This is a genomic window from uncultured Aquimarina sp., assembly GCF_947500065.1.
Classification (GTDB): Bacteria; Bacteroidota; Bacteroidia; order Flavobacteriales; family Flavobacteriaceae; genus Aquimarina.
Genome location: NZ_CANMQT010000006.1, coordinates 25,591 through 37,885 on the forward strand (window position 1 = coordinate 25,591; position 12,295 = coordinate 37,885).

Here is a 12,295-nt window from a genome sequence, read left to right on the forward strand (position 1 = left end):
TCAAGAACAAATAGAATAGGCTTTAACAGAATAAATTATGTAATAGAATAATGAAAAGGAATCTAATTAATATATTTCACTTTCGAAATATTCTTCATAATGGTTTGGAAGAATTGTTGCGTGTCATATGGTTTAATGATTACATCATTCATGCCTACCGATAATGCTTGATCTCTGATTTCTCCTTCTTCTACTGCGGTAAGTGCAATAATAGGGATATGAGAGTTAAAAGTTCGGATCACAGTAGTAGCATCCAGTCCGTTCATCTCGGGCATATTGATGTCCATAAGGATTAGGTCAAAACTTTCTTGTTTTACCATATCTATTGCATCCATACCGTTACTGGCTAGATTACAGGTGTATCCTTTTTTCTTTAAGATGTTTTGAGTAACAATCTGATTAATTTTATTATCATCAACGATAAGGATATTGAAATTAGTAGTGCCAATACTAATGCTTTCCCTCATTTGAGAAGAAATATCTTGTTCTTTAACGGCTTTTTCATAGCTGAGGTCAAACTTAAATTCTGATCCAACTCCTTCTTCACTATTTATATAAATTTCACTATTATGAAGATGAATTAATTTTTTTACAATAGCAAGTCCAAGCCCAGTACCTTCGTATTCCTGATTTTGATTTTTAACCTGAGCAAAATTATCAAAAATAGTTTCTTGCTTGCTTTTAGGGATTCCGATACCATCATCCTTTATTATGAAACGTAATTTGTAATTATCATCTTCATACTCTTGGCATTTTACCCTTATCCAAATATTTCCGTTATTAGTAAATTTAAGAGCATTACCTATAAGGTTTATCAATATTTGGGATAATCTAACAGAGTCTCCAAGTAAAGTAGTTTTTATGTTTTGGTCAATATCAATATGTACTGTATTGTTGTTGTGTTTTTGTTTAGAATGAAGCGAGTTTACAATTCCTTCGATAAGCGATCTTAGATCAAAAGAAACTTTCTCCAATTTCACTTCATTAGTTTCAATTTTACTTAATTGTAATACGTCATTAATCAGTGCAAGTAAATAATCTCCTGAGAATTTAAGGGATTCAAGGTATTCGTTTTTCTTCTTTTCTTCAGGGTTTTCCATTAGAAGAGAGGTAAGACCAATTACTCCATAAAGCGGAGTTCTTAATTCATGACTTACTGTGGATATAAATTGTGATTTGAGAGTAGAGACTTGTTCAGCTGTTTCTTTGGCATTGACAAGTTCTTTATTTTTTCCTATAAGGTCATTGTTCAATTTTTTCTTCTGTAAATTGTTTTTATATGCACTTATTAAGAAAGCAAGAGAAATAAGAATAAGAACAATTCCTAAAATAAAAATTATCTGCCATTTAATCTCTCTGGAAAAATTTTCATCCATGACTTCATCAGCTTGCTCTGCTTTGTCTTTGTATTGATGGACCTCATGTTCTACAATTGTTTTTTGTAATTCTATTTCTTTTATAAGGTCTTCTGATTTAGCAATGCTTATGTAGTGTTTGTCAAGATAGGGGATAGCCGATTCGAATTCCTTTTGTGCTTTGAGGATTTTATGTTTTGTGTGATAGGAAATTGATAATTCTTTGTGATATACTGTAGTTTTCTCTTTACTATTATTAGATTGGTTAGTGATTTCTTCATTTATAATAAAAATCGCATCTTCTATATGTTCATTTGCTCTGTCGTAATTTCTTACTCTAAGGAAGTATTTACCTAATAAGTTACTTAATTTTGCTTTCTCCGTATTTGCTATATTCTTTTCATCGCCTATAATAGCTCTTGTTTTAGTAAGGTATTCGTAACTAGTGTTATAATCATTATTACTGATATAGTAATCCGCAAGGTTTAACAATGGTATGACCATTTTTGTTGTATCCTTTATTTCTTTAGCAAAAGCAAATGCATCTTTATAATTTTCAATTCCCTCTAATACTGTAGATTCTTTTTTTATATAAAGGTTACCTAGATTATTGCACAGTTTGGATTTGAGATCAATAGTTTTTGATCTGGATGCAAGGATAAGTGCTGTTCGATATTTTGTTATAGCTTGATCTTCTTGATTGCTTAATTCATAAACTTGAGCGTAAATATCAAATATCTTTGCTAAGTTTTTATCATCATCATTGAACTGAGCAGTTTTAAATGCGGTTCTGGCTTTTTCCAAAGCTTCATCATACTTATATACTTCTAATAATTTTCTCGATTCATTTATAAGAGACTCAAGACTTTCTTCTTTATGAGAAGATTGAGCCTTAATAGGTAGCCAGATGGATACTGCTAATAATATGACGATATGTGTTATAAAGTATTTCAACTCATACATTTTTTTTGGTAAACCATAAGAGCGAAAATACAAAAATAGATCTAACAAAGTGTAAATCATCGTGTAAAAAGGACAATTTATCCGTAGTTTATGTAAGGTATTTTGTCTTTTTGTAGGATAAATTTGAAAACAATGAAGGAATTATAATGTATTGGAAAAAACTATCAATACATAGAAAATTAAAATTAACCAGTTATAAATGTTAAATAATGAAGTGTATATTTGCGACTTCAAAAAAATAATTAATTACATTTTAAATAAGTAAAAAATGGCATTTGTAGGTAAAAAATTTCCAAATCTAGACGTTGACGCAATGAATGATATGGGGGATACTTTCAAACTTAATGTATTGGAAGAAGCAAAAAATAATAACAAAAAAGTATTACTGTTCTGGTATCCAAAAGACTTTACTTTTGTATGTCCGACAGAATTGCATGCTTTTCAAGAAGCTGTAGCTGAATTCGAAAAAAGAAATACAATCGTTATTGGAGCCTCTTGTGATACTCCTGAAGTTCATTTTGCGTGGTTAAATACTTCTAAAGAAAATGGAGGTATCGAAGGTGTTACGTATCCTATATTGGCAGATTCTAATCGTAATCTTTCTAGTACATTAGGTATTTTAGATATCACTAATGAAACATATAATGAAGAAACAGGTATTGTGACAGTAGAAGGAGATAATGTTACATACAGAGCTACTTACTTAATTGATGAAGAAGGTACTGTTTTTCACGAAGGAATAAATCATATGCCAGTAGGAAGAAACGTAGCAGAATTTATGAGGTTAATTGACGCTTATGCACACGTTCAGAAAAACGGAGAAGTATGTCCTGCCAACTGGGAAGAAGGTAAAGATGCTATGTCTGCAAACAGAGATGGAGTAGCTTCTTATTTAGCTTCTCATTAATAAACACAGTTTTAATTATAAAGTTTCTCCAGACAATTGTCTGGAGAAACTTATTCTTCATTTTATAATGATATAAATTATGATCCAAGAGTTAATTACAGATAATCTTTCTGAGGTTGTAAAGGATAATCCTACCGTAGTAGTTCAGTATTCTGCTACGTGGTGTGGTAATTGTAGAATAATGAAACCTAAGTTTAAGAAACTGGCTTCAGAAAAAAATGATACTACTTTTATCATTGTAGATGCAGAAAAAAATCCTGAGTCTAGAAAAATGGCCACGGTGGATAACCTTCCTACTTTTGCTACCTTTAAAAATGGAGCTTTTGTAAATCAGGTGCAGACTAATAAATTTGATATTTTAAAAGAATTAGTAGATGAAGTTACCAGTAATTAAACATCTTACTTCTTTTATAGAAGAGAACGATGAGGATTTTCTTGTAGAGACTATTGAAACTTTAGAATCATTAACTGAAGTCCCTTCGCTGAAAGATGATGAGTTAGACGTAATAGGGGAATTAATTTCTAATATGTATGGGGCTATAGAAGTAAATAAAATGATTAAAGAGGGTACTTCTAAAAAAGATGCTCTAAATAGTTTCATGCAACGCGTAATGGGGTCTATAGATTCCTAATAAAGATCATACAAGAGTAAAAAAAACCTTCTATAATAGAAGGTTTTTTTATTTTCATAAAACTTTATGTAAAATACCATATAATCTTACTAATTTTATAGCTCTAAAAAACACAAATAATATTATTATGGCTACAATAACACTAAGTGGAAACTCAATACATACAAATGGTGATTTACCTAAAGTAGGAGATAAGGCTCCGGATTTCGAATTGGTAAATACAGATTTGTCCGTGGCAAAACTATCTGATTATAAAGGATCAAGAGTGGTGCTGAATATATTCCCATCCATCGATACAGGAATATGTGCTGCGTCTGTTAGACAATTTAATAAGGAAGCGAGTACTCTTTCTAATACTAAAGTTCTTTGTGTATCCAGAGATTTACCATTTGCGCAAGCTAGATTTTGTGGAGCGGAAGGTTTAGAGAATGTAGTGAATCATTCAGATTTTAGAGATGGGAAATTTGGCAAAGATTACGGTTTGGAAATTATTGACGGTCCTATGAAAGGGCTTCACTCTAGAGCAGTTATCGTAGTTAATGAAGAAGGCACCATTGTACATACTGAACAAGTGCCAGAAATTGTACAGGAGCCTAATTATGCTGAAGCAATAAAAACATTGGCATAATTCTTATATGAGTAAAGTCTCTAGTTTTTTTATTGGTAGATTAAAAGGTTGCGGATATGCATTAAAAGGTGCATTAATGCTTCTTAAAACAGAACCAAGCATACAAGTTCAGGCTGTCATAGCAATTATTATGACAGCCTTAGGGTTTTGTCTAGATATAAATGCTACAGAGTGGATTTTACAAACTTTTGCAATTGGCCTTGTGATGAGTATTGAAGGATTAAATACTTCAGTAGAAGCAATAGCAGATTTTGTTCATCCAGATTTTCATGATAAAATTGGTTTTATTAAGGATATTGCGGCTGGAGCAGTATTTATCGCTGCAATAACAGCTATTGTTGTTGGCTGTATTATTTATGTTCCATATTTATTCTAGAAAATTTTTTTTCCATTTTTACGTTCCAATATAGATATTCGTATTTTTGCGATAACACATCCAAAAAATGGCAAAAAAAAAGGCAACAACAAAAAGGAAAACTACAAAAAAACCTAAAATTCCTTTAAAAGAAAGACTTACTTTATCAAGACAACAAAAAGTTGTTTTGGGCAGTTTCTTATTTTTTTTAGGAATTGCATTATTCTTTGCATTTGTATCTTTTTTCTTTAACTGGAAAATAGATCAAAGTGAAATCTCGGAATTTCCAAATAGGACATCTTCTGCAAAAAATTGGCTTAGTATTTCAGGAGCTAAAGTAAGTGACTTTTTTATTTTCAGAGGTTTTGGTATTTCAGCTCTAATTCTCCCAGTTTTAATTTCTCTGACCGGAGTTTATCTCTTTTTTGATTTAAATAGAAAGAAACTAGCTGGATTTTGGTTTTGGGGAACGTTAGTAATGTTGTGGATTTCAGTGATTTTTGGTTTTGTACAAAAAGAAAGCGGATTGCTTGCAGGAGTTATTGGGTATGAGGTTAATGATTTTATGCAAGATTATATTGGTTTTATAGGTACGGTACTAGTATTAGCATTTTTAGCTATTGTATATATAGTAGTTCGTTTGCGATATACCCCAGAAAAGATATCTGCTTCTTTAAAAAAGACACAGACAGAAATTACTAAGGATTATCAATCTGCGAAAAAGATCAATGGCACAACCAGCATAAAAAAAGAAGAGAAGAAAGAAATTATAGAGGAAGAAAGCTTATCTCTTGGTGATACAAAGGATTTGTCTGTAAAAACCGTTACAGAGAAAATTAAGGAAAAGATACCACTATTTGACAATAAATCGACTAAATCTACAAAGACAACAGTAAATGAATTTTATGGTAACCCCGAAAATCAATCTGATGAGGTTCCTGAAAAATTAATAATAAAATCTGAAGACAATCCAGAGGATATTGCGATGGAGGTAGAGACCGTTGTAGAAGAAGAAGAGGTAGAAAACCTTAGTGCTAAGTTGGTGAAGGATTTTGGAGAATTTGATCCAAAATTGGAGTTAGGAAATTTCAAATTCCCAACAATTGATTTATTAAAAGATTATTCAATCCAAAACGGTGGAATTACCATTGATCAGGGAGAACTCGAAGAGAATAAAAATAAGATTGTAGAAACACTTAAAAACTATAAGATAGAGATTGCTCAGATTAAGGCAACCGTTGGTCCTACAGTTACTTTGTATGAAATTGTGCCGGAAGCAGGTATTCGTATTTCTAAAATTAAAAATCTGGAGGATGATATTGCTTTATCATTAGCTGCTTTAGGAATTAGAATTATAGCACCAATTCCTGGTAAAGGAACTATCGGTATCGAAGTTCCAAATAAAAAATCAACAATCGTTTCCATGCGATCTGCAATTGCTTCATCCAAGTTTCAAGGAGCAGAAATGGAGTTGCCCTTATCACTAGGTAAGACTATTTCGAATGAGACCTTTGTGGTTGATTTAGCTAAAATGCCTCATTTATTAATGGCGGGAGCTACAGGACAAGGTAAATCTGTGGGGTTAAATGCAATCTTAACTTCATTATTGTATAAAAAACACCCTGCAGAGGTAAAATTTGTGTTAGTAGATCCTAAGAAAGTAGAACTAACATTGTTCAATAAAATAGAGCGTCATTATCTCGCTAAATTACCTGATACGGATGAAGCTATCATAACGGACAATAATAAAGTCATTAATACACTGAACTCTCTTTGTATAGAGATGGATGCTCGATATGATTTGTTGAAAAATGCAATGGTTCGTAATATAAAAGAGTATAATACGAAATTTAGAGCTAGAAAATTGAACCCAGAAAATGGACATAAGTTTTTACCATATATCGTGCTTGTTGTAGATGAATTCGCGGATCTTATTATGACCGCAGGTAAGGAAGTAGAGACACCTATTGCTAGATTAGCACAATTAGCGCGAGCAATAGGGATACATCTTATTATTGCTACTCAGAGACCATCTGTTAATGTGATAACAGGTATGATCAAAGCCAATTTCCCAGCTAGAATAGCTTTTAGAGTAACTTCTAAAATTGATTCTCGTACTATTTTAGATACAGGAGGAGCAGATCAATTAATTGGCCGTGGAGATATGTTGTATACACAAGGTAATGATCTTGTTAGGATTCAATGTGCTTTTGTGGATACGCCAGAAGTAGAGAGGATTACTGATTATATAGGTAGTCAAAAAGCTTATCCTGATGCACACTTATTACCAGAATATTCTGGAGAGGAAAGTGGCACAAGTCTTGATATAGATAAGAAAGATAGAGATAAGCTCTTTAATGAAGCTGCAGAAGTTATTGTCACAGCACAGCAAGGTTCAGCGTCTTTATTACAGAGAAAACTCAAATTAGGTTATAATAGAGCAGGAAGATTGATTGATCAATTAGAAGCTGCAGGTATTGTAGGCCCATTTGAAGGCAGTAAAGCCAGACAAGTTTTAGTTACCGATTTAATTGCATTGAAACAGTTATTGGATGCAGAATAATATTAGGTTTTAAGAAAGAAAAGAGAATTTTATAAATATTATATAGAAATAAATAGATGATTAAGAGAATATTTTTTTTAGTAATTACACTTTTTATAACAACAACTCAAGCGCAGGATGCAAAGCAACTTTTAGATGAAGTGTCTTCTAAGGTTAGAAGTTATGAAAATATTGTGATAGGGTTTAAATATGCACTTAACAATCCTGCCGAAAATGTTTCTCAGGAGACTAGAGGTGATGTTACCTTGTTCGGTGACAAGTATTTACTAAACCTAATGGGTACTGAACAAATGTATGATGGAAAGAAACTACATGTGATCATTCCTGAAGATGAAGAGATTAATATTTCTGCTCAAAATGCTGAGGATGATGCAAGTGTAACACCTTCTAAAATGCTTACTTTTTATGAAGAAGGGTATACTTCTAAATTGGATATAGTACAAGACGTACAAGGAAGAAAAATTCAATTTATAAAATTGATTCCTATTGACTCTAATAGTGAATTAAAAGAAATTTTATTAGGAATTGATAAGCAAACAAAGCATATTTATAGATTGATTTTGATGCAAAATAATGGAACAAATATTACCATTACAGTAAATAGTTTTAAGACCAATCAACCATTATCTAAAACATTGTTTGTTTTTGATGAATCAAAGTATGCTAATTATTATATCAATCGTTTAGATTAGTGATATATTTAAGCATTAATTTTAAAATCAATATACTCCCGATGATTTCGGGATTTATTTTATAGGCGAATAGGTGAAAATACTTGACAGATATATTCTAACGACTTTTTTAAAGACTTTTTTTCCACTCTTTATCATTATAATGTTTATTCTTTTGTTGCAAACTATCTGGTTGTTTATATCGGAATTAGCAGGAAAAGATCTAGATTTTTCAGTAATTATAAAGTTTTTGACATATGCGACTCCTAGGTTAATTCCAATGGTATTGCCGCTAACAATTCTGCTTACCTCGATCATGATCTTTGGTAATTTTGCTGAGAACTATGAGTTTGCGGCAATGAAATCTTCAGGGATATCGTTACAGAGAGCAATGAGAACGTTATCGGTTTTTATGTTTTTTGTAGGGATTGGAGCATTTTTATTCTCTAATACGGTAATTCCTAATTCAGAACGGAAGTTTGTTAACCTCAGGAAAAATATAGTAAAGGTCAAACCGGCTATGGTGATTACTGCTAATCAATTTAATGATCTGGGAGATATAAATATAAGGGTTGCGGAAAAATTTGGAGATAATGATCAATTTCTAAGAGATGTAATAATTCACAAGAAAGAAGCTAGAGCTGGTAATTTCACAGTTATTAAGGCTACCGATGGCGAATTGCAAGGTAGTATTGATTCTGATTTGATTACACTATCGCTTAATGATGGATATCATTACACAGAAGTTCAACAGAAATCTCCCAAAAGGAGAAAAAAATTACCGTTTGCGAAAACACATTTTAAGCAGTATATATTAAATATTGATTTATCCTCTCTGGACAATGTCGACATGGATGCACAACAATATAGTAAAGGGTATAACATGTTAAATGTAAGTGGGTTAAGAGAGCAAATAGATACGTTGTCAATCCAGGTAAATGATGAAATAAAGTCCACAGAAGATGATGTGAATCGACGAAACGGATTTGTAGAATTAAATAGAAACCTAAAAATAGATACACTTCAAACGGCAACTAGCGATACGTTAGATTTGATAAATGATCGATTTAATATAAGACAGAAATCGCAGATATACAATCTTGCATTTTCTAATGTAGATGGAGTGATTAGGAGGATTCAGGGGTCAAAGAGAACATTAGAGGTTAGAAAGCGACATCTTAATAAATATGAAATGTCATTACATGATAAGTATGCCTTAGGAATTGCTTGTGTTTTGTTGTTTTTTGTAGGAGCCCCTTTGGGTGCGATTATTCGTAAAGGTGGTTTAGGATTACCGATTGTTATAGGGGTTGTGTTGTTTCTTGCATATCATTTTATAGGGATTTTTGCTAAAAATGGCGCAGAAGAAGGAGGAGTTCCTCCGTTCGTTGGATCTTGGCTTTCAACTTTTATTATATTTCCGCTTAGTATATTTTTGACCTATAGAGCAACAAGAGATCGCGGATTCGTTAGTTTTGATATTCTAATACAGCCGATACGAGACTTTTTTGAAAAGAGATCAAATAAAACAAAGAAAAAGGAAGATAAGAAATAGCTCTTATCTTTAAGATGTAGATATGGTTATTTACGAATACACTATAGGAAAAGCCGAAATGATATTTTCATAAATATTCTACTCTAATCACTCATTATTTTTTATTTGATGATTTAGGGATTGTATAATATCTTCTATGTTAAGCCTTGGTTTTATCCATTTATTTATGTTTTTAAAAAAGAATATAGAAAAACTTGAATAGAATCAGATAATTATAGGATACTGTTCCATTTAAGAATTATATAAATTACCTTTGCTACCAAATTAAGAATCGCATAGTTATGTCACAGGTTACGGAGACCCAAAACAAATTAAAATTGAATACTATACAAGAAGCTATTGAAGATATTCGTCAAGGTAAGGTGATTATCGTTGTCGATGATGAAGATAGAGAAAATGAAGGAGATTTTTTAGCTGCAGCTGAGAAGGTAACTCCGGAAATGATCAACTTTATGGCGACACATGGACGAGGATTAATTTGTACTCCGATTACAGAGCAACGTTGTGAAGACCTGAAATTAAATATGATGGTGGATAACAATACTGATCCTATGGAAACCGCTTTTACAATTTCTGTAGATCTAAAAGGAGATGGTGTGACAACTGGTATCTCTGCAAGTGATCGTGCTAAGACAGTTTTGGCATTAACCAATCCTGATACTAAATCACATGAACTAGCTAGACCTGGTCATATTTTTCCATTGAAAGCTAAACAAGGAGGAGTTCTAAGAAGAACTGGGCATACAGAAGCAGCAATTGATTTTGCTAGATTGGCAGGATTAAAACCGGCAGGGGTCATTGTAGAGATAATGAATGAAGATGGCACAATGGCACGGCTCCCTCAATTATTGGAGGTTGCTAAAAAATATGATCTTAAGTTAGTATCTATTGAAGATTTGGTAGCGTATCGAATGCAACATGATTCGCTTATCGAGAAGAAAGAAGATTTCGATTTGGTGACTCGTTTTGGAACTTATAGACTAAGAGCATATCAGCAAACCACCAATAACCAAATTCATATAGCATTAACTAAGGGAAGTTGGTCAGATAATGAACCTGTTTTAACACGTATTAATTCTACATTGTTTAATAATGACATCTTAGGTACATTGACAAATAATGCCGATAAGCGATTAGATGCTATGTTTACCCGTATTAATAAAGAAGGTAAAGGAGCTGTTGTTTTTATCAATCAGGAAAGCCAGTCATTTAATCTTCTTAATCGTTTAAAAGGTTTAAAAGAAGTACAAACCGGAGAAGAAGTAGTTAAAGCACCAAAAATAGTTATGGATACCAAAGATTTTGGTATAGGAGCTCAGATTCTTCATGATCTTAATATTCATAAACTACGATTGGTATCCAATACCGTGCAACAAAAACGTGTTGGTATGATAGGATACGGATTAGAAATAGTAGAATATGTAAACTATTAGTAAATAGTTTTATAAAATACTCTGAAGAGCTTCAATCATTTTTGAGGCTCTTTCTTTTACTTCTATTTCTGACCAACCTACTTTTATCAAACACGAGATAGTTTTTCCCATCCAGGCGTCACTGGAATCAAAAGATTGATTGTTTTTTTGAAGTCCTGTTTTTTGTTCTTGAGAAAGCCTATTTAATGATTTTGGTTCTAATAAATGATCCCATTTCTTATAGTAATGCCAGTTATTATCAAACCAATAAAAACAAGCGTCTACTCCATGTTCGCCAAGAGCTTTATGTCCTTTTCTGGCTAAATCTTCATTAGGAAGAAATATGCTTAAAAAAGCATAGCTTTCTACTCCAGTTTCAGGAACTCTTCTAAAAGAAATCTGAGGTATTGAGGATAGAGCATTCCTTAGGACAGTGTAGTTTTTTTCCTGGATTGTTAGCGTTTGATCTAACTTTCTTAATTGAGCAATTCCTACGGCGGCATTTAATTCAGAAAGTCTATAGTTATACCCTAAAAAAGGATGTGTTTCGGCTCCTCGATCATTACCGATATGATCATGTCCGTGATCTTGATACTTATCAGCATTCTCTGCGTATATTTTAGAATTGGTAATCAATCCACCGCCTTCACCACAGGTAACTGTTTTTACATAATCAAATGAAAAACACCCTAGATCTCCATAACTACCAAGAGGTTTACCATCATAAGTTCCTCCAATTGCTTGGCATGCATCTTCTAGTAGAACTAGATTATGTTCATTACAGATTGCTTTTAAAGCTTTAAGATCTGCCATAGAACCGCACATATGTACAGGCATAACTGCTTTAGTTTTCGTGGTAATTGCAGCCTTTACAGCTTTCGGATCCAGAGTCAGCGTATCATCTATATCACACAATATAGGAGTAGCCCCAACAGATAATATTGCTTCAAAACTCGCCACAAAGGTAAAAGTAGGCATGATTACTTCATCACCGGATCCAATACCAGCAGAAGCTAATGCAACAGTTAATGCTGCAGTTCCACTTGATACAACTTGTGCATATTCTGTTTGCATTCTTGCGGCTAAATCTCTTTCTAGTTCCAAGGCCTTATGATGTCCATTTCGATTACCATCAAAACCATAGCGCATTAAAACTCCATTATCTAATACGTCTTGAACTTCTTTTTTTTCTTCAGCTCCAAATAGCTCGAATCCTGGCATAGGTACAGTGTTAAATTAAAAACTCTTTCCGGC

At 32.5% G+C, this 12,295-nt stretch carries 11 protein-coding genes; 9 read left to right on the forward strand and 2 right to left on the reverse strand.

The genetic code is table 11. From position 1 onward, the window contains the following. Window positions 1-62: 62 nt before the first annotated feature. A complete protein-coding gene (locus tag Q0975_RS17385) occupies window positions 63-2,309 on the reverse strand; it encodes a response regulator (RefSeq protein ID WP_299438976.1) in 2,247 nt (748 codons plus the stop codon). 277 nt (window positions 2,310-2,586) lie between these two features. Between Q0975_RS17385 and Q0975_RS17390 the strand changes: the two genes are divergently transcribed. The 9 genes from Q0975_RS17390 to ribB all read left to right on the forward strand — a co-directional run bounded on the left by Q0975_RS17390 (window position 2,587) and on the right by ribB (window position 11,062). Next, window positions 2,587-3,225: a peroxiredoxin gene (locus tag Q0975_RS17390; RefSeq protein ID WP_299438978.1), complete on the forward strand. Its 639-nt coding sequence runs from the start codon at window positions 2,587-2,589 to the stop codon at window positions 3,223-3,225. 79 nt (window positions 3,226-3,304) lie between these two features. Continuing rightward, complete coding sequence (locus Q0975_RS17395; protein WP_299438980.1) at window positions 3,305-3,619, forward strand: thioredoxin family protein; 315 nt, start codon at window positions 3,305-3,307, stop codon at window positions 3,617-3,619. Next, complete coding sequence (locus Q0975_RS17400; protein ID WP_299438982.1) at window positions 3,600-3,857, forward strand: hypothetical protein; 258 nt, start codon at window positions 3,600-3,602, stop codon at window positions 3,855-3,857. Before Q0975_RS17395 ends, Q0975_RS17400 begins: the two co-directional genes overlap by 20 nt. A gap of 127 nt (window positions 3,858-3,984) precedes the next feature. Next, window positions 3,985-4,485: a thiol peroxidase gene (gene tpx, locus Q0975_RS17405; protein ID WP_299438984.1), complete on the forward strand. Its 501-nt coding sequence runs from the start codon at window positions 3,985-3,987 to the stop codon at window positions 4,483-4,485. Between the two features lie 7 nt (window positions 4,486-4,492). Next, on the forward strand, window positions 4,493-4,861 hold the full coding sequence (locus tag Q0975_RS17410) for a diacylglycerol kinase family protein (protein ID WP_299438986.1): 369 nt from the start codon (window positions 4,493-4,495) through the stop codon (window positions 4,859-4,861). Window positions 4,862-4,928: 67 nt separating this feature from the next. Then, a complete protein-coding gene (locus tag Q0975_RS17415) occupies window positions 4,929-7,403 on the forward strand; it encodes a DNA translocase FtsK (protein WP_299438988.1) in 2,475 nt (824 codons plus the stop codon). A 56-nt stretch (window positions 7,404-7,459) separates the two neighbouring features. Further along, a complete protein-coding gene (locus Q0975_RS17420; RefSeq protein ID WP_299438990.1) occupies window positions 7,460-8,095 on the forward strand; it encodes an outer membrane lipoprotein carrier protein LolA in 636 nt (211 codons plus the stop codon). A 73-nt stretch (window positions 8,096-8,168) separates the two neighbouring features. Beyond that, a complete protein-coding gene (locus Q0975_RS17425) occupies window positions 8,169-9,629 on the forward strand; it encodes an LptF/LptG family permease (RefSeq protein WP_299438992.1) in 1,461 nt (486 codons plus the stop codon). A 281-nt stretch (window positions 9,630-9,910) separates the two neighbouring features. Then, the gene (gene ribB / locus Q0975_RS17430; RefSeq protein WP_299438994.1) at window positions 9,911-11,062 is read left to right on the forward strand and encodes a 3,4-dihydroxy-2-butanone-4-phosphate synthase; all 1,152 of its coding nucleotides are present in this window, start codon (window positions 9,911-9,913) and stop codon (window positions 11,060-11,062) included. A 9-nt stretch (window positions 11,063-11,071) separates the two neighbouring features. On the opposite strand, the gene Q0975_RS17435 is transcribed toward ribB, so the two are convergent. Next, a complete protein-coding gene (locus tag Q0975_RS17435) occupies window positions 11,072-12,262 on the reverse strand; it encodes a DegT/DnrJ/EryC1/StrS family aminotransferase (RefSeq protein ID WP_299438996.1) in 1,191 nt (396 codons plus the stop codon). Window positions 12,263-12,295: the final 33 nt, after the last annotated feature.

What these genes read in the sequence shown, in the direction of transcription:
- ribB (WP_299438994.1), top strand. Translation starts at nt 9,911, where the DNA reads ATGTCACAGGTTACGGAGACCCAAAACAAATTAAAATTGAATACTATA.
- Q0975_RS17410 (WP_299438986.1), top strand. Translation starts at nt 4,493, where the DNA reads ATGAGTAAAGTCTCTAGTTTTTTTATTGGTAGATTAAAAGGTTGCGGA.
- Q0975_RS17390 (WP_299438978.1), top strand. Translation starts at nt 2,587, where the DNA reads ATGGCATTTGTAGGTAAAAAATTTCCAAATCTAGACGTTGACGCAATG.
- Q0975_RS17400 (WP_299438982.1), top strand. Translation starts at nt 3,600, where the DNA reads ATGAAGTTACCAGTAATTAAACATCTTACTTCTTTTATAGAAGAGAAC.
- Q0975_RS17435 (WP_299438996.1), bottom strand. Translation starts at nt 12,262, where the DNA reads ATGCCAGGATTCGAGCTATTTGGAGCTGAAGAAAAAAAAGAAGTTCAA.
- Q0975_RS17395 (WP_299438980.1), top strand. Translation starts at nt 3,305, where the DNA reads ATGATCCAAGAGTTAATTACAGATAATCTTTCTGAGGTTGTAAAGGAT.
- Q0975_RS17415 (WP_299438988.1), top strand. Translation starts at nt 4,929, where the DNA reads ATGGCAAAAAAAAAGGCAACAACAAAAAGGAAAACTACAAAAAAACCT.
- Q0975_RS17420 (WP_299438990.1), top strand. Translation starts at nt 7,460, where the DNA reads ATGATTAAGAGAATATTTTTTTTAGTAATTACACTTTTTATAACAACA.
- tpx (WP_299438984.1), top strand. Translation starts at nt 3,985, where the DNA reads ATGGCTACAATAACACTAAGTGGAAACTCAATACATACAAATGGTGAT.